Source organism: Kineosporiaceae bacterium SCSIO 59966 (assembly GCA_020881835.1).
In the GTDB taxonomy this organism is placed as follows: Bacteria; Actinomycetota; Actinomycetes; order Actinomycetales; family SCSIO-59966; genus SCSIO-59966.
The window spans coordinates 1,685,010-1,710,589 of record CP052876.1; the positions used below are offsets into that span (position 1 = coordinate 1,685,010).

Genomic DNA, 25,580 nt, shown 5'->3' on the forward strand with positions numbered 1-25,580 from the left:
CTCCTTCCGGAGCCGGACTCAGCGCCGGCCCACCACCTTGTCGTACATGTCTGTGAGCCGGTGGGCGGGGTCGTAACGCTCCTTGGCCGAGCGGTACGTCTGGCCGCCGTACAACCGGTCAAAAGTCTCCCGGTCGTAGTACGCGTCCGAGTACAGCGACTTGTGCCCGCCGGCCTCTGCCACTGCCCGCTCCACCGCCCGGTTGACGTCACCGTCGGCCGCGCCGGGAGCGATCGGCACCGTGCCCCAGAAGCCCACGTTCACGTAGGTTCGCCCCGGCGACAGCGGGTACAGCGGCCACGCCCGGTCCGAGCGCAGTCGTACCGGGCACAGCCACACCGGTTCCATCGGCACGTTCCGTGAGAACCACCGCAGGAAGTCGGCGGTGCCCTCGAGCGGGATCTCGACGTCCTGCACGACGCGTTCGCGGGGCGGCATGCCGCGCAGCCGGTCGAGGCGTGCGGCGACGTGCAGCCGGTGGTCGAGCCCGACGAGCCGGTGGTACACGTCGCTGCGGCGGTACCGCCGCGGCCACAGCCGGCGCACGTGCGGGTTCTGCACGCCGAAGGCCCTCGAGCACCAGAACCAGTCGGTGTCCCACCGCCACAGGTAGTCGTGCACGGTGAGGGCGTCGCGACCTCGGTCGCGCAGCGAGCGGTAGTACACGTCCTGCCCGGTGTAGTCGCTGACCGCCGGCACCTGGTCGGTGAAGGTACCGAGGACGAGGTACGCCTCGTCCGGCGAGAACATCACCCCGTCCATCGCGTCGACCCGTTCGCCGCCCCACGCGCCGGTGCCGGTCACTTCACCCACCGCAGCCACCAGCTCGTCGAGGTCGGTGAACCGGACGTTGCGCAGCGCGACGTAGGGCCCCACCGGCTGCAGCTCGATCCGCAGCCGGGTCGCGTACCCCAAGGCGCCGTACGAGTTCGGGAAGGCCCGGAACAGCTCGTCGTGCTCGCCGTCGGGCGCAGCAGTGACGACCTCCCCCGCACCGGTGAGCACGTCCATCTCCAGCACGGACTCGTGCGGCAGCCCGTGCCGGAACGAGGTCGACTCGATACCCAGGCCGGTGACGGCGCCGCCGAGCGTGATCGTGCGCAGCTGCGGGACGACGAGCGGCGCGAGCCCGTACGGCAGGGTCGCCTCGACGAGGCTCTCGTACGTGCACATGCCCTGCACCTCGGCGGTGCGACCGTCCGGGTCGACCTCCAGGACGCCGGTCAGCCCGGAGGCGTCGAGCCCGGCGACCACCGTCCCGGTCCGGGGACGGAAGAGGTTCGACGTCCGCTTGGCGAGCCGCACCGGCGCCCCGGCCGGGACGGCCCGGTAGGAGCGCAGCATCGCCTCGACGGCGCGGGTGTGGGCGTCCCACCGGTCGACAGCTGCAACCACGAGATCGATCATAGCTCGCCGAGGCAGCCGTGACCGGGCTCAGTCGATCAGTCTGAGCCCGACGACGCAGACGACGATCCCCGCGAGCAGCAGCACCCGCAGCACCGAGACCGGCTCGGCGCCGGTCACCATCGCGTAGCCGACGGTCAGCGAGGCGCCGATGCCCACCCAGACCGCGTAGGCGGTGCCGGTGGGCAGCTCACGCATGGCGTAGGCGAGACCCGACATGCTGAGCACCAGCGCGACGGCGAACACCACGGTCGGTCCCAGCCGGGTGAACCCCTCGGAACGGCCGAGGGCGGTGGCCCACACCGCCTCCAGGACCCCGGAGACCACGAGCACGAGCCAGGACACCGAGATCGCTCCGTTCAGGCCACGCGGGCCGGCGCCGCGCCGTCGACCTCGACGACGTCGCCGCGGTGCAGCTGCCGGCCGCGACGGGTCTCCACCTCACCGTTGACCCGCACGCCTCCGGACCTCAGCAGGGGGCGGACGTCCCCGCCGGCGTCCACGGTCCCGGCCAGCTTGAGGAACTGGCCGAGCCGGATCATGTCGCTGCGGATCGGGACGTCGAGCACGCACCGAGGCTAGACGACGCGCCCCCGGCGCCGGCCCGCCGCAGCGGGACCGGCGCCGGGGCGTCGTGCAGGTCGGTCAGTGCCGAGGACCCGACGGAGGCTCGTCACCGTCCTCGATGACCACGTCCTCCAGGTGCCCCTCGGCGTGCGCGACGACGAGCTCCGTCTTGCCGGGGTAGCGGATCTCCTCGACCAGCTCCTGCATGGCCAGCGACGGCTTCGTCGTGAACTGCGAGACGACGATCGTCACGACGAAGTTGATGATCATGCCGACGGTGCCGAAGCCGGTCTCGTGGATGCCGAGGATGCCGTCGCTGTTGCCGTAGATGTCGATGGTCCACACCATGTACAGCAACGTCGTCCCGAGGCCGGCGATCATGCCGGCTGCGGCGCCGGCCGCCGTGGTCTTCTTCCAGAAGATACCGAGCACGAGGGTCGGGAAGAAGCTCGCCGCGGCCAGGCCGAAGGCCAGTGCCACCACCTGCGCGACGAAACCGGGCGGGTTGATCCCGAGGTAGCCGGCGACGACGATCGCAGCGGCCATCGCGATCCGCCCGACGAGGAGCTGGCGCGCCTCGGTGGCCTGCGGGTTGATCCGCTTGTAGTAGATGTCGTTCGCCACCGCGGAGGAGATGACGAGCAGCAGACCGGACGCCGTCGACAGGGCGGCGGCCAGGCCACCGGCGGCGACGAGGCCGACGATCGGGGCCGGCAGACCGGCGATCTCCGGGGTGGCGAGCACGATGATGTCGTTGTTGATGACGAGCTCACCGGCCTCCCCCGGCACGTAGTCGATGATCCCGTCACCGTTGAGGTCGGTGTGGGTGATGAGGCCCACCTCGGACCAGTTCGTGAACCAGGACGGCACCTGGTCGACCGGCGTGCCGGCGATCTGGTCGATGATGTTGAACTTGCTGAACACGGCCACGGCCGGGGCCGAGGTGTACAGCAGGGAGATGAAGAACAACGCCCACAGCGCCGAGAACCGCGCCGCCCGAACGGACTTGGCCGTGTAGAAGCGGACGATGACGTGCGGCAGGCCGGCGGTGCCGAACATGAGCGCCGCGGTGATGAGCACCATGTTGAGCATGTTGGTCTGGGTGAAGGCCTCGGTGTACGCGGCGAAACCGAGGTCCTGCTGCAGGCCGTCGAGCTCGTCGAGCAGCTGGCCGAACCCGATCTGCGGCACCGGGATCCCGGTCAGCTGCTGGGAGATGGCGAACACCGGGATGAGGTAGGCGATGATCAGCACCGTGTACTGGGCCACCTGGGTCCAGGTGATGCCCTTCATCCCGCCGAGGACGGCGTAGAAGAACACGATGACCATGCCGATGACGATGCCGGCGGTGGTGTCGACCCCGAGGAACCGCTGGAACACGACGCCGACGCCCGACATCTGGCCGGCCACGTAGACGAACGAGACGACGATCGCGGCGATGACCGCCACGAGCCGAGCGGTCTCGTTGTACCGGTCACCGACGAAGTCGGGGACGGTGTACCTGCCGAACTTGCGCAGGTACGGCGCGAGCAGCATGGCGAGCAGCACGTAGCCGCCGGTCCAGCCCATGAGGTACACCGAGCCGGCGTACCCGTTGTTGGAGAACGCGACGATGCCCGCCATCGAGATGAACGACGCCGCCGACATCCAGTCCGCGGCGATGGCCGCGCCGTTGGCCGGGGCGGGGATGCCGCCGCCGGCGACGTAGAAGCCCGAGGTCGTGCTGACCCGGCTGGCGTAGGCGATGTAGATGTACAGACCGAACGTCAGGACGACGAAGACGAGGGTCCACAGCTGGATGTCGCTCACGAGTGGTGGACCTCCTCCTCGTACTCGGTGATCCCGTACTCGGCGTCCAGCTTGTCCATCCGCCACACGTAGATGGCGATGAGGACGACGAAGGTGATGATCGACCCCTGCTGGGCGAACCAGAACCCGAGCGGGAAGCCGAGGATGCTGAACTCGTTGAGCGCGTCGACGAAGAGGATGCCGGCGCCGTAGGACACGAGCGCCCAGATCGTCAGCAGCACCGCCATCAGGCGGAGGTTCCTGCGCCAGTACTCCCGGCGCTGTGTCGCGTCCATGCGGTCTCCCTGGGACGACGGAGGGGCAGCGGTCGTCGGCAGGAAACAGACCCGTCATCTCACGGTCAAGCACTCGCCGTGATGTGGCTCACACCAATCGCCGGGCGGTCACCCCTCGACCGCTCGTCGCGTGAGGCACGCCGCTCGGCGCGCCGCCGGCGAGGCGGGTGGACCCGGCAGCCGGGGACGTCGCACGCTCACCGCCATGAACGCCGTCAGCACACCTGCCCGGCGCCCGGTCGCCCGTCGCAGCCGCTACAGCCGGCACCTGCTCGGCGCGGCCCTGATGATCCTCCTCGGCGCCTTCCTGCCCTGGGTGTCGACCGCCCTCGGCAACGTCGCCGGCGTCCAGGGGGCCGGCATCTGGACGATGTACGCGGCGATGCTCGGGGTCGCCGGGGCGATCCTGCGCTCCCCGCGCTGGGCCGCCGGCCACGCCGCGGTGATGGGCGCCGTCGCCGTCGCTCTGAGCCTGTGGCAGGTCCTCCACCTGGTCGGGCTGGTCGGGTTCTCCGGCTGGATGCCCGGTCCAGGGCTCGTCCTCACCGTCGGTGGCGGGGTGCTGGCCCTGGTGGCCGCCACCGGCCTGCTCCGCGAGGCCCGCTGACCGCGCGCCTCACCGCCCGCCACCGGTGAGCCGGCGGTCGACCCGCGCCTGCTGGGTGCTGCGGCTGAGCCGGATCGCCTCCCCCAGCGTCGTCACCCCGGACCGACGAAGCAGCACGAGCTGACGCACGAGGACCTCGGCGGTGACGAGCGCGTCGCCGAGCGCGGTGTGCCGCCCGACGACGTCGACGCCGAGCCGTTCGGCGATGGCCTCCAGGGTGTGGCTCTCGTGGTCCGGGTGCAGGGCCGCGTCGATCAGCAGCGTGTCGAGCACCGGCAGGTCGAGCCGGACGCCGGCGGCGTCCGCGGCCGCCTGCAGGAAGCGCAGGTCGAACCCGACGTTGTGCCCGGCGAGCACGGTGCCGTGCGCGAACCGCAGGAGGTCGGGCAGCACCTCGGGCAGCGTCGGCTGGCCGGCCACCATCGCGGTGGTGATGCCGTGCACCGCCGTCGAGGCCGCGGGCACCGGGCGACGGGGGTCGACGAGCCGTTCGAGCACCTCGTCGTGGAGCAGCCGGCCGTTGACGACCCGGACGGCGCCGACGGCGACGACCCGGTCGGTGGCCGGGTCCAGTCCGGTGGTCTCGGTGTCCAGGACGGTGAACGTCAGGTCGGCCAGGGGCCGGTCCGCGAGGTCCGTGTCCGGCGCAGGCGCGGGCAGCTCGAAGTCGTAGAACTCCGGGCGGCTACCGGTCTCCACCGCCGACCGCAGGACACCGGCTCCTGCAGCAGGGGCACCGGACGACGCGGGCACGGCCGGCAGGTGCAGCCGCAGCAGCCCCGGCGCGCCGTCGACCCGCCCCCGGTGGCGGGCGAGCAGCGCCCGGGAGGTCAGCCCCGCGATCGGGGCGGGCCGGTCCAGCAGGTCGTCCAGCCAGTCACCCGGCAGGTCGGCCGGCAGGTCTCCCGGCCCAGCGGCACCGGCCCGGGGCGTCCAGGTGACCGACAGCGTCACCTCCCCGGCCGGACCTGGCGTCGGCGACACGTCCTCCTCTCCCGGCCCGACCCGCACGGTCACCGGGGCGGACCCCCCGGCACCGGCGAGCAGCCGGACGACGAGCCGCGCCAGGGCGTGCGGGTCCGCCCGGACCCAGCCGGCGCCCGGTGCGGTCGGCGCCTGCACGGCGACGTCCGCGTCCGGGCCGAGGTGCTCCTGGACGGTACCGGCGACCACCTCGGCGAGGTCGTCGGCGGAGATCTCCGTCATCACCGGCAGCAGGGGGACGGCGGCACTGTGCTGGACCCAGTCCGCGACCAGCCGGCGCAGCTGCTGCGGGTCGTGAGCCTCCGTCAGCCGCTCGGTCAGGGCAACGAGCGAGGCCTCTCGGCGGTCGGTCGCCCGCACCGTCTCGGTGACGTCCTCGAGGACGAGGACGAACCCGCCGTCCTGGCCACCGGGCTCCTGCACCGCGGTGAGCCGCACCGACAGCAGCCGGCCGCGGTGCACCGTGGTGCCGGTGTACCCGCGTCCGCCCCGGCGGGCCCGGGCCAGCCCGTGGGCGACGAGGGAGCGGTCCACGACACCGAACACCGGTCGGCCCAGGCCCAGCAGGGTCTCGTCGTCGACGAGCCGGCGGGCGGCGTCGTTGTACAGCAGCACCCGCCCGTCGGGGGCGCAGACGACGACGGGCAGGGCCAGACCGGCGAGCAGGGCGGCGAGCCGGTTGCGTTCGGCCTCGAGGTCACGGCGGGCGGTGGCGACACGTTCGGCGAGGCCACCCTCGGCGTCCTGGCGGGCGTCGGCGAGCCGGTTCACCGCCGCGGCGAGCAGGTACATCTCCCCGGCGGCCACGGGATCGAGCCGGTGGGCGGGGTTGACGTCGAGCAGCACCCTGGTGTCGGCGGCCAGCCGGCGCGCGGTCGCCGCGGTCCGGCTGACCCGCGCCGCGAGCAGCCACGCCAGCCCCAGGACCGAGGCGGTGGCGAGCAGCGCGGTGGCCACCGGGTCGGCGCCGCCGGCGAGCAGGCCGGTGACGACGCCGCCGGCGGCGACCGCGTAACCGGTGACCCCGGCCACCCACAGCCGCTGGCGCCGGTCGAGCTCCAGGGCCATCAGGTCACCGTGTGGGTGGCGTAGCGGGACTCGGTGACCTCCTGGACCACCCGGACGGTGCGGACGGCGTCACGCAGCCGCCGCTGGTCGGCGGCGGACAGCCCGGCCACGTGCACCCGGTTGTCCGGGGGCAGGCCGGCACGCACCTGGGCCACCTGGTGGCGAAGTCGCAGCCCGGTGAGCAGCCGGTAGGCCGCCAGCAGCTGGTCGACGCCGGCCGGGCTCAGCGCACCGTGCTCACGGGCTGCCGCCAGGCGGGTCGTCGTGCTGCGGGCCGCGGAGCCGACGGACAGCGCGTACAGACGCGCCAGCAGGACGATGGCGGCGGTGCCGGCCCGCTTGACGTCCAGGTAGCCGTGGTCGGTGTGCAGCCGGCCGAAGATGACCCGCGGCGGGCGGAACGACACCGCGGCCCGGGCCATCTGCAGGACGAAGGCGCCACGCTGCCCGCCGCGCACGAGGATCCGGTCCAGCCGGGCGACGTCGAGGTCGCCGTGCACGGGGCGGACGTCGAGGAACACCTCCGCCTGCAGCAGCGCGGACGGCAGCGGGTGCTCCACCCAGTGCTCGAAGGCGGCCGCCAGGTCGTCGAGGGACCGCCACCAGGACGTGGCCATGTACCCGCCGCTGCAGCGCCGGATGCCGGCCCGGGCGAGCCCGTCGACGACATGGCCGGCCAGCCGCGGGTAGTACTGCGCCGGTTCCCCCGGGCCGAGCCGGGGGCCGCCGAAGGCCAGGGCGCTGTCCTGGTCGCTGGACAGCACCTGCTCGCCGCGGCCGTGCGAGCCGAGCGCGAGCCAGGCGTAGGCGAAGGGCGGCGGCCCCAGCGTCTCCTCGGCGAGGCGGAGCAGCCGGACGGTGAGGACGTCGTTGACGCCCGCGATCGTCCGGGTCACCTCGAGCGGGTCGGTGCCGGCGTCCAGCAGGGCCGCCGTGGCCGCGGTCATCCGCGCCGGGAAGGCGTCCAGGACGCCGAGGTCGTCGACCGAGCCGAGACCGGAGACGAGCTCGAGCGGGCCGGCGACGTCGTCCGCGCGCTCCACCAGGCCGAGACTAGCCGCCTGGGCAGCGCCACCGCCCCGACCGCACCGGCGGACGGCCTCGCTGCGCTACAACGCGGCGAGAGCCTCGTTGAACGTCGTCGACGGGCGCATCACCGCGGACGCCAGCCGCGGGTCAGGGTGGTAGTACCCGCCGATGTCGACCGGGGAGCCCTGGACGGCGAGGAGCTCGTCGACGATCGTCTGCTCCTGCTCGCCGAGTCGCTGGGCGAGCGGGGCGAAGGCCTCGGCGAGCCGCGGGTCGTCGTCCTGGGCCGCGAGCTCGCGGGCCCAGTACAGGGCCAGGTAGAAGTGCGAGCCCCGGTTGTCGATCCCGCCGAGCCGCCGGGTCGGCGAGCGGTCCTCGTTGAGGAACGTCTCGGTGGCCCGGTCGAGCGCCGCCGCCAGCACGGTCGCGGCGGGGCGCCCGGCCTGCTCGGCGTAGAGCTCCAGCGACGGCACGAGGGCGAAGAACTCCCCGAGACTGTCCCAGCGCAGGTAGTTCTCCTTGAGCAGCTGCTGGACGTGCTTGGGGGCCGACCCTCCGGCACCGGTCTCGAACAGACCACCGCCGTTCATCAGCGGGACGATGGACAGCATCTTCGCGGAGGTGCCGACCTCGAGGATCGGGAACAGGTCGGTGTTGTAGTCGCGCAGCACGTTCCCGGTGACCGAGATGGTGTCCTGGCCGCGGCGGATGCGGTCCAGGGAGTACCGGGTGGCCTCGGCGGGGGCGAGGACCTCCAGGGTCAGCCCGTCGGTGTCGTGCTCGGCGAGGTAGGTGCGCACCTTCTCGACGAGCACCCGGTCGTGGGCGCGGGTCTCGTCCAGCCAGAACACCGCCGGGGTGTCGCTGGCCCTGGCCCGCTGGACGGCCAGACGCACCCAGTCCCGGATCGCGGCGTCCTTGGTCTGGCAGGCGCGCCAGATGTCGCCGGGCTGGACGTCGTGCTGGATCAGGGTCCGCCCGGCGGAGTCGACGACCCGCACGGTGCCAGCGGCGTGGACCTCGAAGGTCTTGTCGTGCGAGCCGTACTCCTCGGCGGCCTGGGCCATCAGGCCGACGTTGGGCACCGAGCCCATCGTCGCCGGGTCCAGGGCGCCGTGGGCCTTGCAGTCCTCGATCACCGCCTGGTAGACGCCGGCGTAGCTGGAGTCCGGGATCACGGCCAGGGTGTCGTGCTCCTGGCCGTCCGGGCCCCACATGTGCCCGGAGCTGCGGATCATCGCCGGCATCGAGGCGTCGATGATGACGTCGGAGGGCACGTGCAGGTTGGTGATGCCCCGGTCGGAGTCCACCATCGCCAGGGCCGGGCCCTCGGCGAGCCGGGCCTGGACGGCGGCCCGGATCGCCGGCCCCTCGGGCAGCCGGTCGGCGGCCGCGAGCAGGCCGGCCAGTCCGTCGTTGGGCGACACCCCGGCGGCGGCCAGCTGCTCTCCGTACTGCTCGAACAGGGTCGGGAAGTACGCCTGGACGGCGTGGCCGAAGATGATCGGGTCGGACACCTTCATCATCGTGGCCTTGAGGTGCACCGACAGCAGGACGTCCTGCTCCTTGGCCCGGGTGACGCACTCGGCCAGGAACCGGCGTAGCGCGGCGACGTCCATGAAGGTGCCGTCGACGACCTCCCCGGCCAGCACCGGCACCTCCTCCTTGAGGACGGTGACCGTGCCGTCGGGGGCCACGTGCTCGATCCGCAGCGTGTCGTCCTGCTCGACGACGACCGACTGCTCGTTGGAGCGGAAGTCGTCGTGGCCCATCGTGGCCACCGCGGTCTTGGAGTCGGGGCTCCACGGCCCCATCGAGTGCGGGTGCGCCCTGGCGTAGTTCTTCACCGAGGCCGGAGCGCGCCGGTCGGAGTTGCCCTGGCGCAGCACCGGGTTGACCGCCGAGCCCTTGACCTTGTCGTAGCGGGCGCGCACGTCGCGGTCCTCGTCGGTGCGCGGGTCGTCCGGGTACTCCGGCAGGTCGTAGCCCTGGGCCCGCAGCTCGGTGATCGCGGCCTTGAGCTGCGGGATGGAGGCGCTGATGTTCGGCAGCTTGATGATGTTCGCCTCGGGGCGGGTGGCGAGGTCACCGAGCTCGGCCAGCGCGTCGCCGACCCGCTGCTCCTCGGTGAGCCGCTCGGGGAACAAGGCGAGGATGCGGCCGGCGAGGGAGATGTCCCGGGTCTCGACCGCCACCCCGGCCTTGGCGGCGTAGGCCTCGAGCACCGGCAGGAACGAGTACGTCGCCAGCAGGGGCGCCTCGTCCGTGAGGGTGTAGATGATCTTCGGGTCGGTCACCGGGACTCCGTTCCACCGTCGAGGACGTCTTGACGTGAAGATACCGCGCGTGTCGGGCGCACCGTCCGGCCGTCCATCCTGCCGCTTCGATCCTGCCGCTTCGATCTGGCGAAGCGACGTGGACCCTCAGGTCGGACCGGACGTGCCGAGCCGTCGGGCGACGTCCTCCCCCACGACGGCCCGCACCTCTCCTGGGTCGCCGCAGACGACGAGCTGGTCCCGGGCCCGGGAGAGCCCGACGTACAGCCGTTCCCGGCCCCGGTCGGCCAGGCCACCGTTGACCGCGAGGACCACGGCGGAGCGCTCGAGGCCCTTGAAGCCCAGCACGTGCCCGTAGAAGACCTGGTCGGCGTCCCAGAAGGTGTCCCAGTACGACTCCTGGCCCCGGTCCTGACGGGCCACCTGCTCGGGGTGCCGGGACCCGGTCGCCAGCAGCGCGACGTCCTGGGGCCGCCAGCCCTCGGCGAGCAGCCGGTCCACCTCACGGTCGGCGACGTCGATCGCGTCCGGCGCGGGGCACGGCACGAACCGGACGTCGGGTCCGTCGCCGCCGAGAAGTCGCATCCGGACGTCGGTCAACGGGTTGAAGGTGTCCGCGATCTGCCGGGTGTTGCGCAGGTTGTGGTCGAGCACCAGCGGCACGAGCGGCACCGGCGGGGCGCCGAAGCGGTCGAAGACCCGCTGCCCCTCGTCGGAGAAGACGTACAGCCCGCCGTCGTCCCCGTCCCGCAGGGAGGACAGCAGCGGCGCCCACCAGGCGTCGGCGAAGTCCTGGGCCTCGTCGACCACGATGCTGTCGAACCGGTGCCCCGGGTCCAGCGCGGCCGCCAGCCGGGTCATCCGCTCCGGCAGCTCCCGCTCCCAGAACCGGGCGGCGTCCGCGCTGCGGTCGCTCTCCGGCGGGCCCTGCGGCGCCCCCCACAGCCGGCCGAGGGCGTGGAACTCCCCGACGTAGGCCGGCTGCTGGCGCCGCGGCCAGCCGGCGACCACCCGGCGCAGGTAGGAGGCCAGCCCGTGCGAGTAGCACACCAGTGCGACTCGCTCACCGTCCCGGGCGAGCCGGCGGGCCCGCTCCATGGCCAGGAACGTCTTGCCGCTGCCCGCGCCGCCCCGGACCTCGACCCGACGCAGCAGCCGGGTGGCGTCGAGCACCAGCCCCTGCTCCTGGGTGAGCTGCACCTGCACCTGCTGGTCCCGGGCCGCGGCCTCGGCGACCAGGTCGCGCTGCGGCAGTCCCCGGCCGCGCAGGATCTCCGCGATCAGCTCGACGTCGTCGAGGTCAGGGGCCCGGTTCGGGCTCTGCTGCCGCACGGGGATCTCGCGCAGGCGGGCGGCCAGCGTGTCGAGTCCGCGGCTGTCCACGACCGACCAGCGGGGGCAGTCCGGCAGCGAGAACTCGTCCGGCAGGGTGGTGGCCGGCAGCACCAGGGCGTGTGCCCAGCGCACCCGCCGGCGGCTGGAGTCACGCCACCGCGGGTCGTGCTCGACGTAGTCGCGGACCGCGTACTTGTTCGTGCGGACCTGGTCCACGGGGTCGAGGGTGGCGTCGCGGCCGTTCCAGCGGCGGTGCCAGGACCGCCCGTCGTGCCAGAGCGCACCGCCCTTGACCTCCACGACCACCACCCCGGCGTCCGGCAGCACGACGATCATGTCGATCTCGTGGTCCTTGCTGCGGTCGGTGATCCGCTGGTTGGCCACGAGCAGGTCGTCGGGGCGCAGGGTGGAGCGCAGCCGCTCCCAGACGAGCTGCTCGGCCGGACTGGCGAAGCGTGGACGCTCGGGCAGGCACCGGGGCACGGCCCATGTCTACCGCAGCGCTTGTCTCCCGCAGCGCTTGTCTACCGCAGCGGTGCCGGCTGGCCGTGGCGCTGCGCCCGTACGCTTCACCCGGCTGAGCCGGTAGCGGCCTGGCCTGCCCCTCCCGACCCCGAGGAACGAGGTGCCCCGTGCCGGTGCTCGACGCAGCCGCAGACCGTCCCGAGCGGGTCGCGCTGGTCACCGGCGCGGGCAGCCCCACCGGGATCGGCGTCGCCTGTGCCAGGGCCCTCGCCGAGACCGGTGCCGCCGTGGTGCTGGCCGCCACCACCGACCGCGTGCACGACCGGGTGGCCGAGCTCACGGCCGCCGGCTGGCCCGCTGCCGGCGTCGTCGGCGACCTCACCGACGAGCGAGTCGCCGAGGCGGTGGTGGCCCAGGCCCGGCAGCAGTGGGGACGGCTGGACGTCGTGGTGAACAACGCCGGGATGGTCTCGGCGTCCGACCCCGACTACCAGTCCGGGACGCTGGACCGCGTGCCGGTGAGCACCTGGCACGCCTCGTTGCGGCGCAACCTGGACACCGCGTTCCTCGTCACCCGCGCGGCGCTGCCGGCCCTGCGCGCGGCCGACAGCGGCCGGGTGGTCATGGTCGCCAGCGTCACCGGCGCGGTGATGGCGATGCGCGGCGAGGTCCCGTACGCCGCGGCCAAAGCCGGGCTCGTCGGGCTGACCCGGGCGCTGGCGGTAGACCTCGCCGCGGACGGGATCACGGTCAACGCGGTCGCGCCGGGCTGGATCGCCACCGGCTCGCAGACCGCGGCCGAGGCGCTGGAGGGGCGCAGCACACCGCTCGGGCGCAGCGGCACACCGCAGGAGGTGGCCTCCGCGGTGTGCTGGCTGGCCTCACCGGGAGCCGGGTACGTGACCGGTCAGCTGCTGGTCGTCGACGGCGGGGCGTCGGTGGCGGAGGAGCGGGTCACCGGGGGTTGAGACGCCTCGCCGACCCCGGGGACTGCTCCTGCCGGGACACCGCAGGCCGCCGGGTCGCTCAGCCGCTGGGCGAGGCCGAATCCGACGACGGCCAGCGCGAGCGCGGCGGTGCCGCCGTCCCCGGCGGCGCCGTTGCGCAGCACGAGGGTCGCCGCGAGCACGGTGACCGCCGACAGCGCCGCGCAGGTCGTGCAGCCGAGGTCGGGCCGGCTACCGACGGCCGGTACGTAGCTGGCCAGCACGAGAGCGCCGGCGAGGGAGGTCAGCAGGACCAGTCCTGCCCATCCCAGCGGCAGGTCGGCGCCGGCGGCGAGCAGCTCGCCGGCCCCGGCGGCAGAGCCGAACCAGGCCAGCAGGACCGGCAGCACCACGACCGTGACCACCCAGCGCCGGGCGGTCCACCCGGCCAGCGGCGTGCGGGCGACGAGGACGCGCATCCCGTCACGATACCCCCTGGGGTGTACGACTCCGCCGGCCGCGCCGGGGCGCGGCAGGGTCACGTGGGACCGGTGCCCCGCTCCGCCGCGGACCTGCGCCCGCGCCGCAGCCCGAGCTCGTACCCGACGAGTGCGACGAAGGTGAGGACGGTGAGCGGGACGACGAACCCGAGCATGACGGCGCTGAACGCGGGAAGGGCGTCGTGCGTGGTCGCGTCCAGCAGCAGGAACGCCACGTAGGCGCCGTAGTAGCCGACGAAGACGACCGCCTCCCACCGGGCGACGGTGAAGCCGGTGAACACGATCGGCAGCAGCAGCAGCGCCACCGCGACCATCACCGGCAGGTCGAAGCGGACGGCGCTCGGTTCGACCGGCACCCCTCCCGGCGCGACGGCGGCCGACAGACCCATCACCGCGCCGATGTTGAAGATGTTGCTGCCGACGACGTTGCCGACGGCCATGTCGCGTTCGCCGCGCACCGCGGCGATGACCGAGGTCGCCAGCTCGGGCAGCGACGTGCCCACCGCGACCACGGTCAGACCGATGACCATGTCGCTGAGACCGAGCGCGCCGGCCACCTCGGTGGCAGCGCCCACCAGCCAGTCGGCGCCCAGCACCAGAGCGGCCACCCCGACGGCGAGGAGAGCGCCGTCACGGAGCATCGCCCCGGCGGTCCGTCTCCCGTCGGCCGCATCACGCCGGTCGTGCTCGCCGTCACCGGCAGGTGGCCCGGCCGGGTCGGCGCGCCGTCCGCCGACGACGGACCACACGACGTACCCGACGAGCAGGACGACGAGCAGCAGGCCGTCGAGCCGGGACACCCCGCCGTCCAGGGCCAGGACGAGGAGCAGCGCGCTGAGCGCCAGCATCACCGGCACGTCCCGGCGCACCAGGGAGGAACGCACCGCCAGCGGCAGGATGAGCGCCGACAGGCCGAGCACGAGCAGGACGTTGACGATGTTGCTGCCCACGACGTTGCCGACGGCCAGCCCGGGGCTGCCGGACACGGCGGCGTCCAGGGTGACGGCGAGCTCGGGGGCGGACGTCGCGAAGGAGACGACGGTGAGCCCGACGACGAGCGGCGACAGGCCGAACCCGCGGGCGAGGCCGCTGGCGCCGCGGACGAGGACCTCACCGCCGCCGACGAGGAGCACCAGGCCCCCGAGGAGCATCCCGAGGGTCGGTGCGTTCACCGCACCAGCTCCTCGATCAGCGTGACGTACTGCCGCAGGTGCCGGTCGCCGAGAAAGGCGTCGAGCACCCGGCGGCGGCCCGCGGCACCGATCCGGTCGGCGAGGTCCCGGTCGGCGAGCAGCCGTTCGAGGGCGCGGGCGAGCTCGTCGAGGTCGGTCGGGTCGTGCACCAGCAGCCCGGTGCGGCCGTCCTCGATCTGGTCCTGGATCCCGCCGACGGCGCTGGCCACGACCGGGCGCCCCTTCCACATCGCCTCGGTGACGGTGAGCCCGAACCCCTCGACGAGGCTCTTCTGGACGACGACGTAGGCGTGCCGCTGCAGCGCGTTCACGATGATCGCGTTCTCGTCGATGTCGTCCATCGGCAGCTCGGCGAGGTGGACGCGCTCCCGGCACGCAGGCTCGAGGCGCCGCCAGCGGGCGATGCAGTCGGCGAGCACCTCGGCGCCCTCCGGGTCGTCCGACACCCCGCTGACCTCGGGACCGGCGAGCACGAGGTGCACGTCGCCGGGCAGGTCATCGACGTGCCGGGTGAACGCCTCCAGCACGCCGGCCATGTCCTTGAGCCGGTCCCACCGGCTGACCTGGACGACGAGCCGCGCGTCCAGCGGCGGGGCCGCTGCCGCGTCGACGAGGACGCCGGTGTGCCGGCCGACGACGTCCGGGCGACCGTCCCGACGGGTGAACTCCACCGGTGGGTGCTCCCCGGCGCCGTCCCGGACCAGGCCGGCGGAGAGCAGGATGCCGCGGACCTGCTCGCCGGTGAGCTCCTGGTTCTTGGCGGTGAACGGGTCGATGGACGGGGGGATGACGGTCACCCGGTCCTGCGGAAGCCACTCGGGGACGTACTGTGCGCGGGAGAAGATGAACCGCTCGACGTCGGCGAGGTACGGACGCAGGAACTCCCAGGCCCGGTCGGTGTGCTCGTTGTCCTCGTCCCGGCCCACGTGCGAGCGCCAGACGACGTGCGCCCCGGCGGCGCGCAGGCCGGCGGCGAGCCCGGCGGTCTGGGGATCGTGCAGGAGCACCGCGTCCCCCGGGGACACCTCGTGCACGATGGCCTCGAGGTTGTCCTGCAGCACCTCCTCGTAGTGCGCCCGCTCGGCGTCCCCGAGCGGCCCGCCGTCACCGGGTGAGCCGTGCAGCAGGTGGTGCAGCCGTTTGGTGAGGGTGAAGAACGGCGGGTCGCCGCGCAGCACGAGCCAGCGCGCGTCGACCCCGGCGCCGCGGATGTAGGCGAGCAGTGACTGGAGCATCTCAGCGACCCCGCCGCCCTGGGCGGTGGCGTTGACGTTCCACACCACGCGCCCGGCAAGCGCCTCGCGGGCGTGCTCGGCGGTCCGGCGCAGCTGCTCGGCGCGCTCCGGCACGAGGAGGGCGGCCAGCCGTTCGGGGGGCAGGGGGTCGATCCACACGTGTCGCACCGGCTCTTTCTAGTGCACCCCTTGTCCGCCGGCATCCGGCGTGCTTACCGTCGGGCGAGGCAACGGAGGTCGCGCCATGACGGTTCCAGGGTCCCGGGTCCCCGACGGTCTGCCCCGGCTGCTGCGCGGCAGCCACGACAACCCGACCGAGGGCGCCTGCTTCATGGAGTACGCGTCGGTGCTGGCCGGCGAGCCGTTCAGCGACCAGCCGCGGTGCACCCACCCGCTGCTCGCCGAGCTGGCCCGGATGGTCAACGACATGACCAGCGACGCGGCCAGGGCCGGCCTCGTCCCACTCGTCCCCCGTGTGGTGGGCTGCACCACCGACGACCCGGCGTGCGCGCCGCGGCTGGTGCTCGACCTGCTCACCCTCGCCTCGCGGCACGGCCTGCGCGGCACCGTGCTGGAGTGGCACCAGGCGCGCGCCGCCCGCCGGTTGCAAGTGGTGCGCCGCCGGCGTCCGGTCGGCAGGCCGGTCGGTGGGCTGGTTACCGGCGTGCGCCGGCTGCGGGACGTCCTGTACTCCGAGGGGCCCGCGGTGCGGGCAGTGAGCGCCGTCGGCTGCGCCGCGGCCACCCTGAGCCCGGCCCGCCGGGACGCCGTGCTCGCCGAGCTGCTCGAGTGCGGGATCCGGACCGTCGCCGAGGTGCGGGACGCCGCTCAGCCGGCCGGGTCGACCGGTGGCAGCGGCTTCACCGCCGGTCCCTGGAGCACGGCGCCGGTGGGGTCGAACCGGGAGCCGTGACAGGGGCAGTCCCAGCTGCGCTCGCCGTCGTTCCAGGCCACGTAGCACCCGAGGTGGGTGCAGCGGGCCGAGACGCTGTGCAGCCGGCCGTCCTCGTCCCGGTAGCAGGCGGCGGGGGTGCGGCCGAGGCGTAGGACGGCGGCCTCGCCGGGCGCCAGGTCCGCCGGGGACCGGTGGTCGCGGTTCGTCACCCGGTCGGTGACGAACCGTTGACCGACGTGCAGGTTCTGCCGGGCAAGACGGCCCGCGGTCGCGACCAGGTTGACCCGGCGGGCGTCCCACGCCTGCGCCCACGGGTTCTCGTGGCCGAGCAGCAGGTCGCTGAGCAGGATGGCGGCCGCGGTCCCGTTGGTCATCCCCCACCCGGCGAACCCGGTCGCGGTGAGCAGCCGGTCGGTCCCCGGCGTCAGCCAGCCGACGTACGGCATCCCGTCGAGGCTGGTCACGTCCTGGGTCGACCACCGGTACCGCACCGGGCCGGCGCCGAGGTGCTCGCGGCCCCAGTCGGCCAGCGCGCGCCACCGCGCCTCGGTGTCCCGGTCGTGACCGACCGGGTGGCTCTCCCCCACGACGACGAGCAGCCGCTCGCCGTCCAGGCGGGCGGTCCGGGTGGAGCGGGTCGGGGCGTCGACGGTGATGGTCATCCCGGCGGCGACGTCCTCGGGCAGCGCCAGCGCCACCCCGTAGGCGCGCTTGTGCGACAGCCGGGCAAAGTGCATCCCGCGGTCGAGCACCGGGTAGTGGGTGGCGACGACGACCTGCTCGGCGGTCAGGTCGCCGCGCTCGGTGGTGACCACGCAGGGGGCGTCGTCGGAGACCCCGGTGGCCCGGGTGCCCTCGAGGAGGGTGCCGCCGGCGGCGACGAAGGCAGCGGCCAGCCCGTACAGGTAGGCCACGGGGTGCAGGGCCACCTGGTCGTCGAAGGCCACCGCTGCCCGGACGACGAGCGGCAGCGGCACGTCGCCGGTGAGCCGGGCCGGCAGCCCGAACCGTCGGGCCAGCTCGGCCTCCCGCTCCAGGGCGGCCACCCCGTCCGGCTCGGCGGTCCAGACGACGTGCGGCGCGACATCGAGGTCGCAGTCGATCCCGAGCTCCTCGACCAGGGAGCGCACGGTGGCCAGGCCGGCCTGGTTGGCGTCGGCGTAGGTCCGTGCGGCGTCCTCGCCGAGCCGGTCGCTGATGCTGCCGAGCACGGTGCCCTGCCCGACGGTCACCTTGACCGTGGAGTGCCCGGTGACGCCGTGCCCGACGGGGCCGGCGTCCAGCAGGGTCACCTGTCGGCCCGCGCGCTGGACCAGCAGCGCGGTGGTGAGGCCGGCGACCCCCGCGCCCAGCACGACGACGTCGGCCTGGCCCGGTCGGAACGTGGTGTCCCCGAGGTCGGGGCGGGTCGCGGTGGCGATCCACGGGGACACGTGCCGGCCGGTGGGCGGTGCGCTCATCGGGACCTCGTCGTCGTCAGCCGGCCCGCCCGGCGCGGGCCGTCCTGTCCCCACCCTGCCCCGCGCCGTCCGACGGCGCACCTCGCCCGCAGCGGGCCAGCCCGGCCTCGACCGCGGCCACCAGCCGGGGCCGCAGCTCGTGCGGGGCGATGACCGCGTCGACGGACCCGACCTGGACGGCGCGGTGGATGCTGTGCACACGGTCGAACTCGGCGGCGACCTCGGCGAGCCGCTCGGTGCGCACCGCCGAGCGCACGCTCTCGAGCTCGGCGAGCAGGCCGGCGCGGGCCGCGTCGTCGGCGCCGGCGAGCCGCTCCTCCAGGGCCCGCACCCGTGGGTCCGCGGCGGTGCGGGCGTCCACCTCGCCGGCGAAGACGACCGCCGCCGCCGGGGCCCCGCCGATGACCGAGGCGTAGGACCCCTCGACGGCCAGCACGGTCATCGCGCTGTTGAGCGCCTTGGAGAACACGACGAACGCGCCGCCGTGGTAGCGGGAGACCACGCAGAACACGATCGGGCCGTCGAAGTTGACGACCGCCCGGCCGATCTCGGCGCCGTACTCCAGCTGCAGGTTGCGCATCGACTCCGGGGAGCCGTCGAAGCCGGAGAGGTTCGCCAGCACGACGACGGGCCGGTTTCCGCTGGCCGCGTTGATCGCCCGGGCGGTCTTCTTCGACGACCGGGGGAACAGGGTGCCGGCGGTCCACGTGGCGGGCCCGTCGCTGGGCGGGAACCCGCGCCGCGGCACCGGGTGGGACTCGATACCGATCAGGCACACCGGCCAGCCGCCCAGGGAGGCGTCCAGGACGACGGAGGTCTCGGCGTCCGCCATGTCGGCCCACCGCTCGAGCACCGGCTGGTCGGCGTCCGCCACGGCCCGCAGCAGGGTGCGGATGTCGAACGGCTTCTTGCGCTCAGGGTTCCGCTCGGCGGAGAACACGTCGCCGATGGTGGTGAAGTCGCTGCCCGGGAGGGTGTGCGGCGTGGCGCAGACGTCCCGGTCCACCGGGTCGGTGGTCCGCGCGCGCCGGGGCCCGGGCTCGCCGGGTGCCCGGTAGGTGTGCTCGTGGTGAGCGAGCAGCAGGTCGACCGCCGAGCCGAGGTCGGGGGCCCAGTACTGCGCCTGCCCGTTGGGGCCCATCACCCGGTCGTAGCCGCCGATGCCGACGTTGTCCTCCGCGGAGACACCGCCGGAGAAGTCCAGGGACTGCTTGCCGGTCAGCACCATCGCGCTGTCCGGGGTCATGACGAGGATCCCCTTGGTGTGCATGAGCATCGTCGCCTCGGCGTTCCAGTACGGCTGGGCCCCGACGGTGATGCCGGCGACGACGACGTGGACGGTGCGGCCGTCCTGGGTGAACCGGACCAGGCGCCGCAGCGCCCGCGCGACCCAGTCCATGTTCTCGGTGCCGGAGTCCATCGCGATCCGGGCGCCGGCGGACAGCGCGTACCAGTCCACCGGCACGTCGAGGCGCTCGGCGAGGTCGAGGGCGGCGATGATCCGGCGGCACTCCGGCTCGGCGACCGCCCCGAGCGCCCGGGTCGGGTCCCCCATCAGCACCACCCGCCGCACGCCCTCGGGGTACCGGGCGGTGGGAGTGACTGCGACGCCGACGACGACCCCGGCAGTGTTGAGGCCCTTCGGCCGGTCGACGGGCACCAGGGTGGTCCCGTCCTCGGCGAGGTCGTACTCGGTGAACTGCCCGCCGGGTCCGGCGACCCGCTCGGCCAGCTCGTGCGGGTGCACGGCACCGCGACGGCGAGCCCGGATCACCTTCTGGGCGTAGCCGTCCAGCGGCGCCAGCCGCCGGGTCGGCGGTCCACCGACGTTGGCGACGACGCCGGTGCCCGGCCGGTAGCCGAACCGGACGGCGGCCCGGCGGGTGCCCCCGTCGACGTCCCGGACCCGGCCCTGGACGACGACCTCCTGGACCCCGGCGCCGACGGTGAGCGGGGAGACCCGCTCCTTCAGCGGCAGGAGCTCCTCGAGTGCGGCGTCCAGCACCGGCCAGATGGTGAGCCACACGTGGTTGGTGTCGAGCCGCGACCCGGCCGGACCGCGGGCGCTCCGTGCCCCACGGATCGCCTCCAGGCAGGCGGCCAGCGCCCGCTCGAGGTGCGGCAGGGAGGTGACCGTGCCCTCGGCGTCCCGGACGACGGCGAGCTCACGCACCTGCGCCAGGGCGACGAGCCGCTGGTCGGACGGGTTGTCCGGGGCGACGCAGTGGTACAGCAGGACGTCCCCGGGCGCATCGAGGCGGGTCACCTCGAAGTCCCGCAGCCGCCACAGGTCGAGGCGCCGGGCGACCATCGGGTGCACGCCCCGGACCAACCGGTCCTCCACCAGGGCACGGGTGGGGTCGTCGTCCTCGGCGCCGTACCGCTCGGGCTGGTAGGTGAGGTACTGGACGTCGCGGCCGTCGCCCGGGTGCACCCCGACGACCACCCGCTTGACCCGCCGCAGGGCCTCGACCTGCTCGAGCACGACTCGTAAACGGTCGGCCAGGTCGTCCGGCGCCACGGGGGCCCCCGGCCAGTACAGGTAGAGGTCGACGGCCCGCTCGACGCCTGACCCGGCGCCTGACCCGGCGCCTGACCCGGCGCCGGCCAGCAGGTCGGCGAGGTCACGCGCCAACGGCGCCGGCCTGGTCGGCCCGCCCGGTGCCCCGGGGCCGGCTTCCGGGGCCAGCTCCTCGACGTGCCCCAGGGTGCTGACCAGGACGGTGTCCCGGCCGTCCAGGGTGTACCGGGCGCTCACCGCGGCCCGGGAGCCGTCGTGCACCCGCAGGTCGCGGACGTCGTGCTCGCGGTAGTGCCGGCCGACGAGGACCTCGAGCATCGGCTCCCGGGCCGGGACGCCGCGCTCCAGGCGCTGGGCGAGGACACCGACGATCCGCTCCGGCACGGCGACCAGGGCGTCGATCCGTCTGGCCCGGTCCGGCGCCTCGGGATCGGCGAGGGCGTCGACCTCGGCGGGGACGCCGGCGAGCACGTCGGCGCGGGCGGCGTCGACGAGCGGCTGGTCGAACCACCGGAACCGGGCGCTGCGGGCCAGGTCACCCAGCAGCGGGTGGCGCAGCTGGGTGGCGAGCACCAGGTGGTCCAGGACGTCGTGGACGCGCTCGGCACGGACCCCGTCCGGGGCCCGGTCGGTGAGCCACTGCTGCAGGACGGCGGCGACCGCGCCGGCGTGCGCCGCGGCCTGCTGCTGGGCCAGGAAGAGCCGGTACACGGCCTGCTCCAGGGCGGGGGTCCGCTCGAGGTCACCGACCCCGTAGTGCGCCAGCGCCCGGACCAGTCGGCGCCGGAACGACTCCGGCAGCCGCTCCCGCTCGGCGTCCAGGCTGTGCAGGTAGCTGTGCAGGTGCTCGCGCGGGGAGTGCACCCGGGTCTCGGCGTCCTCCTCCCCGGCCGGCCGGTTGCGGGCGACCTCGGCCACGTCGGCGAAGGCCTCGAGCAGGGCCACCTCGGCGTCCAGGACCGCCGGTGGCACCGGGTCGGTGCCGGCGCGGACCGCCCGGTAGGCGGCCAGCGCCCGGTCCTGCTCCCCCGGCAGCAGGTCGTGGCCGAGGACGAGGTCCCGCAGGTCGCGCAGCGCCGCCACCGCGGTCGCGGCGGGGTCCTCGCCGGTGGACGACGCCGCCTCGGGCAGTCCGAGCGGCTCGGGGACGTCGGCCGCCGGCCGCGGCGTGGCTGGGTCCTGAGCGGCGTCGGGGGCGTCGGGGTCGTCGGGGTCGAGCCGCAGCAGCGGCGTCCCGGACTCGACCTGCCCGCCCACGGCGACGGCGACCTCCCGCACCACCCCGTCGTGCGGGGCGGTCAGGACGGTCTCCATCTTCATCGACTCGAGCACGACCACCCGCTCGCCGCGCCGGACCCGGTCGCCGGGGCCGACCGGGGTGGCGACGACCAGCGCCGGTGCCGGGGAGCGCACGACCCCGCCCTCGTCCCGCCAGACCCGGTGCACGGCGCCCTCGACGTCGATGGTGTGCACGGCGCCGTGGGTGGCGCTGACCACCTGGAAGGCGCTGTCCCCGATCGTGACCCGGGCCGTGTAGCGGTCGAACCGCTCGACCCCGACGTCGACCGGTGCCGTCCCCTCCCCCGGGGCGACCCGGTAGCGGGTCGGGCCGCGGCGGGTGACGGTGACCCGGTGCAGCCGGTCGCGCAGCCGCAGCTCGACGGCTCGCAGCGGCTCGTGCCGGACGTGCGGGCGTCCGCCGTGCGCGGTGGTGAGGAAGTGCGCGCGCTCGTGCGCCTCCTCCTGGTCGTGCACCTCGATCGCGGCGACGACGACGGCGACGCCCGCGTGAGTGGTGGAGGCGAGCCGGCCGGAGGCGCGGACGCGGTCGATCCAGCCGGTGTCGGCGCTGCCGTCGACGACCTCGCGCTGGTGGAGCAGGTCGAGCAGGAAGCCCTTGTTCGTCGTCCCGCCCTCGACGACGACGTGGGTGTCGGCCAGCGCCCGGCGCAGCCGCGCCAGGGCCTCACCGCGGTCCCGCCCGGTGGCGATGACCTTGGCGACCATCGAGTCGAACTCGGCCGGGATGGTGTCCCCCTCGGCCAGGCCGGTGTCGACGCGTACGCCCGGCCCGCTGGGCAGCCGCAGCAGGGCGACCCGGCCGGGGGCGGGGGCGAAGTCGCGGTCGGGGTCCTCAGCGTTGAGCCGCGCCTCGACGGCGTGCCCGGCCTCCCTCGGCCGCTCCCCCTCGAGGCGGCCGCCCGCGGCGACGTGCAGCTGGGTCTTCACCAGGTCCGTCCCGGTGGTCAGCTCGGTCACCGGGTGCTCCACCTGCAGGCGGGTGTTCACCTCGAGGAAGGCGAGGGTGCCGTCGCCCGGGTGGTAGAGGAACTCGACGGTGGCCGCGCCGCGGTAGCCGACCTCCAGGACGAGCCGCTCGGCGGACTCGCGCAGCCGGCGGTCGGCGTCCGCCGGGAGCACCGGGGAGGAGGACTCCTCGATCAGCTTCTGGTTGCGGCGCTGGACGCTGCAGTCGCGCACCCCGAGCGCCCAGGCGGTGCCCTGGCCGTCGGCGACGACCTGGACCTCGACGTGCCGGGCACCGGTGACGAGCCGCTCGAGGAAGACGACGTCGCTGCCGAACGCCCGGGCGGCCTCCTGGCGGGTGCGCTCGAACGCGTCGGCGAGCTCGGCGTCCGTGGTGACGACGCGGATGCCCCGCCCGCCGCCGCCGGCGGTCGCCTTGAGCACCAGCGGGTAGCCGATCCGGTCGGCGGCGGCGCGGGCCTGCTCGAGGTCGCTGACGGGTCCACGGCTCCACGGCGCGACCGGGACGCCGACCGACTCGGCGAGCAGCTTGGCGCCGATCTTGTCGCCGAGCCGGCGCATCGCCTGCGCGTCCGGGCCGACGAAGGTGACACCGAGCCGGTCGCACAGCTCGGCGAACGCGGGGTCCTCCGCGACGAACCCCCAGCCCACCCACGCGGCGTCCGCCCCGGTCGCCGTGAGCGCCCGCTCGAGGACGGCGAGGTCGAGGTACGGGCGTGCCGCCGCCGGGCCGAGGTCGTACCCGGCGTCCGCCTCCCGCACGAACCGGGCTCCAGCCTCCTCGGTGACGTGGAGGGCGACGGTGCGCACCGGCGGGGTCGAGGGGTCCTCGCCGCGGGCGGCGTTGAGCTCTCGGACGGCGTGCAGGAGGCGGACCGCGGCCTCACCGCGGTTGACGATCGCGACGGTGCGCAAGGGGCGCGGGGACGTGGTGGTGGTGGTGCGGCTCACCCGCGTCACCGTAGGCACTACTGCCCGGTAGGCCGGTATCGCGTGGCCGGCCCCGCAGCAACCGCATGGCGTTAAGGATCACCGCCAGCACCGACACCTCGTGGACGAGCATGCCGACGGACATCGTCACCCCGCCGACCAGGACCCCGACGAGCAGGACCACGACGGTGCCCACGGCCACGGCGATGTTCTGCCGCAGCACCCGCACGGTGCGCCGGGCCAGGGCGAGCGCGTACGGCAGGCGCAGCAGGTCGTCCGCCATCAGCGCGACGTCCGCAGTCTCCACCGCCACCGCGGTGCCAGCAGCGCCCATCGCCACACCGACGTCTGCGGTGGCCAGGGCAGGGGCGTCGTTCACCCCGTCGCCGACCATCGCGACCACGTGCCCCTCGGCCTGCAGCTCTCGGACGGCGTCCAGCTTCGCCTCCGGCAGCAGCCCGGCGCGGACGTCCTCGATCCCCACCTGCGCGGCGACGGCTACCGCCACCTGCGGAGCGTCTCCGGTCAGCATGACGGTCCGCAGCCCGAGGGCGTGCAGCTGCTGGACGGCGCGTCGCGACTCGGCCCGGACCGGGTCGGCGACGGCGAGGACCCCGACGACCTGGCCGTCCACGGCGACCGCCACCGGCGTGCGGCCGAGCGTCGCGAACCGGTCCAGCAAGGGCTCGACGACAGCGGTGCTGACCCCTCGGGCACGCAGCAGCGCCGCGGTCCCGACCAGGACGGCGTGGCCGGCAACGACGGCCACCACCCCGTACCCGGGGACGGGCTCGGTCTGCTCGGGCAGCGTCGGCGCGGGCAGTCCCGCGGCGCGTGCGGCGTCCATGATCGGCCGGGCCAGCGGGTGCTCCGAGCCGGCCTCCGCCTGAGCCGCCCACCGCAGCACGTCGTCTTCGTCGGCGCCCGGCGCGACGGCCACGACGTCGGTGAGCCTGGGTCGGCCCTCGGTCAGGGTGCCGGTCTTGTCGAGCGCGACCACGCTCACCCGGGCGGTGGTCTCGAGGTGCTCCCCGCCCTTGACCAGGACGCCGTCACGGGCGCCGCGCCCGATCCCGGCGACGACAGCGACCGGCACGGAGATGACAAGGGCACCGGGGCAGCCGATGACCAGCAGGGTCAGCGCCAGCACGACGTCACCGCTCAGCACGCCGGCCACGACGGCCAGGACGATGACGGAGGGCGTGTACCAGGCCGAGAACCGGTCCATGAACGCCTGGGTGCGGGCGCGAGCGTCCTGGGCCTGCTCGACCCGGTGGATGATCCGGGCCAGCGTGGTGTCGGCGCCGACGCCCACGGCGCGGACCTGCAGCAGGCCGCCGCGGGAGACCGTGCCGGCGAACACGTCGTCCCCGCGGCTCTTCTCCACCGGCATCGACTCCCCGGTGACGGTGGACTCGTCGACGGCCCCGGAGCCACCGGTCACGACGCCGTCCACGGGGACCTTCGCCCCGTTCTTGACGAGCACGCTCTCCCCGGGCCGGACGGCGAGCGCGGGGACCTGTACCTGCTCGCCGTCCCGGACGACGACGGCGACGTCCGGGGCGACGGCGACGAGCTCGGCGAGAGCCGACCGGGTGCGGGCCAGGGTGGCCGCCTCCAGGGCGTGCCCGACAGCGAACAGGACGGTCACCGCGGCGGCCTCCCAGTACTCGCCGATGAGGACCGCGCCGACGGCCGCGACGGAGACGAGCAGGTCGATGCCGACGGTGCGGACCCGCAGAGCGCGCACCGCGCCGCGGACGATCCCCGTGCCGGCCACGACGGCGGCGGTGACCATGAGCAGGTCCTCGACGGCGTGCCGGTCCAGGACTC

The 25,580-nt window shown here is 74.4% G+C and carries 18 protein-coding genes; 3 read left to right on the plus strand and 15 right to left on the minus strand.

The genetic code is table 11. From position 1 onward, the window contains the following. Positions 1-18: 18 nt before the first annotated feature. The 5 genes from HJG43_07945 to HJG43_07965 form a co-directional block, all read right to left on the minus strand. A complete protein-coding gene (locus HJG43_07945) occupies positions 19-1,407 on the minus strand; it encodes an FAD-binding oxidoreductase (GenBank protein UER54480.1) in 1,389 nt (462 codons plus the stop codon). A gap of 27 nt (positions 1,408-1,434) precedes the next feature. Next, the gene (locus HJG43_07950) at positions 1,435-1,749 is read right to left on the minus strand and encodes a multidrug efflux SMR transporter (protein UER54481.1); all 315 of its coding nucleotides are present in this window, start codon (positions 1,747-1,749) and stop codon (positions 1,435-1,437) included. Between the two features lie 14 nt (positions 1,750-1,763). Then, a complete protein-coding gene (locus HJG43_07955) occupies positions 1,764-1,973 on the minus strand; it encodes an RNA-binding S4 domain-containing protein (GenBank protein UER54482.1) in 210 nt (69 codons plus the stop codon). A gap of 76 nt (positions 1,974-2,049) precedes the next feature. Beyond that, positions 2,050-3,780, minus strand: a complete 1,731-nt coding sequence (locus tag HJG43_07960) for a cation acetate symporter (GenBank protein ID UER54483.1) — start codon at positions 3,778-3,780, stop codon at positions 2,050-2,052. Further along, positions 3,777-4,055, minus strand: coding sequence for a DUF4212 domain-containing protein (locus tag HJG43_07965; GenBank protein ID UER54484.1), 279 nt, complete (start codon positions 4,053-4,055; stop codon positions 3,777-3,779). The genes HJG43_07960 and HJG43_07965 overlap by 4 nt, the downstream gene beginning before the upstream one ends. A 205-nt stretch (positions 4,056-4,260) precedes the next feature. Here HJG43_07965 and HJG43_07970 point away from each other — a divergent pair, with 205 nt between their 5' ends. Beyond that, positions 4,261-4,662 (plus strand): hypothetical protein, encoded by a 402-nt coding sequence (locus tag HJG43_07970; protein ID UER54485.1) that lies wholly within the window; start codon positions 4,261-4,263, stop codon positions 4,660-4,662. 9 nt (positions 4,663-4,671) lie between these two features. Here HJG43_07970 and HJG43_07975 read toward each other — a convergent pair whose 3' ends face one another. From HJG43_07975 to HJG43_07990, 4 genes are all read right to left on the minus strand, one after another. After that, positions 4,672-6,714: a PAS domain-containing protein gene (locus tag HJG43_07975; protein UER54486.1), complete on the minus strand. Its 2,043-nt coding sequence runs from the start codon at positions 6,712-6,714 to the stop codon at positions 4,672-4,674. Further along, entirely contained in the window at positions 6,714-7,757 is a 1,044-nt protein-coding gene (locus HJG43_07980) for a hypothetical protein (GenBank protein ID UER54487.1), read from the minus strand. Before HJG43_07980 ends, HJG43_07975 begins: the two co-directional genes overlap by 1 nt. Positions 7,758-7,823: 66 nt before the next feature. Further along, positions 7,824-10,040 (minus strand): NADP-dependent isocitrate dehydrogenase, encoded by a 2,217-nt coding sequence (locus HJG43_07985; GenBank protein UER54488.1) that lies wholly within the window; start codon positions 10,038-10,040, stop codon positions 7,824-7,826. A gap of 126 nt (positions 10,041-10,166) precedes the next feature. Further along, complete coding sequence (locus HJG43_07990) at positions 10,167-11,837, minus strand: nuclease (GenBank protein UER54489.1); 1,671 nt, start codon at positions 11,835-11,837, stop codon at positions 10,167-10,169. Between the two features lie 149 nt (positions 11,838-11,986). On the opposite strand from HJG43_07990, the gene HJG43_07995 reads away from it, so the two are divergent. After that, positions 11,987-12,787, plus strand: a complete 801-nt coding sequence (locus HJG43_07995; protein UER54490.1) for an SDR family oxidoreductase — start codon at positions 11,987-11,989, stop codon at positions 12,785-12,787. On the opposite strand, the gene HJG43_08000 is transcribed toward HJG43_07995, so the two are convergent. The 3 genes from HJG43_08000 to HJG43_08010 are packed head-to-tail and all read right to left on the minus strand — an operon-like array spanning position 12,727 to position 15,841. Continuing rightward, the gene (locus HJG43_08000; protein ID UER54491.1) at positions 12,727-13,224 is read right to left on the minus strand and encodes a hypothetical protein; all 498 of its coding nucleotides are present in this window, start codon (positions 13,222-13,224) and stop codon (positions 12,727-12,729) included. The genes HJG43_07995 and HJG43_08000 overlap by 61 nt on opposite strands. 59 nt (positions 13,225-13,283) lie before the next feature. Next, on the minus strand, positions 13,284-14,396 hold the full coding sequence (locus HJG43_08005; GenBank protein UER55821.1) for a calcium/sodium antiporter: 1,113 nt from the start codon (positions 14,394-14,396) through the stop codon (positions 13,284-13,286). 17 nt (positions 14,397-14,413) lie between these two features. Then, the gene (locus HJG43_08010) at positions 14,414-15,841 is read right to left on the minus strand and encodes a glycosyltransferase (GenBank protein ID UER54492.1); all 1,428 of its coding nucleotides are present in this window, start codon (positions 15,839-15,841) and stop codon (positions 14,414-14,416) included. Positions 15,842-15,917: 76 nt separating this feature from the next. On the opposite strand from HJG43_08010, the gene HJG43_08015 reads away from it, so the two are divergent. Continuing rightward, on the plus strand, positions 15,918-16,586 hold the full coding sequence (locus tag HJG43_08015) for a hypothetical protein (GenBank protein UER54493.1): 669 nt from the start codon (positions 15,918-15,920) through the stop codon (positions 16,584-16,586). On the opposite strand, the gene HJG43_08020 is transcribed toward HJG43_08015, so the two are convergent. Genes HJG43_08020 through HJG43_08030 form a run of 3 tightly spaced genes read right to left on the minus strand, consistent with a single transcriptional unit; the run spans position 16,502 to position 25,545 of the window. Then, positions 16,502-18,028, minus strand: a complete 1,527-nt coding sequence (locus tag HJG43_08020) for an FAD-dependent oxidoreductase (protein UER54494.1) — start codon at positions 18,026-18,028, stop codon at positions 16,502-16,504. The genes HJG43_08015 and HJG43_08020 overlap by 85 nt on opposite strands. A gap of 16 nt (positions 18,029-18,044) precedes the next feature. Then, a complete protein-coding gene (locus HJG43_08025; GenBank protein ID UER55822.1) occupies positions 18,045-23,732 on the minus strand; it encodes an ATP-grasp domain-containing protein in 5,688 nt (1,895 codons plus the stop codon). Then, the gene (locus HJG43_08030) at positions 23,701-25,545 is read right to left on the minus strand and encodes a cation-translocating P-type ATPase (GenBank protein ID UER55823.1); all 1,845 of its coding nucleotides are present in this window, start codon (positions 25,543-25,545) and stop codon (positions 23,701-23,703) included. Before HJG43_08030 ends, HJG43_08025 begins: the two co-directional genes overlap by 32 nt. Positions 25,546-25,580 lie beyond the last annotated feature (35 nt).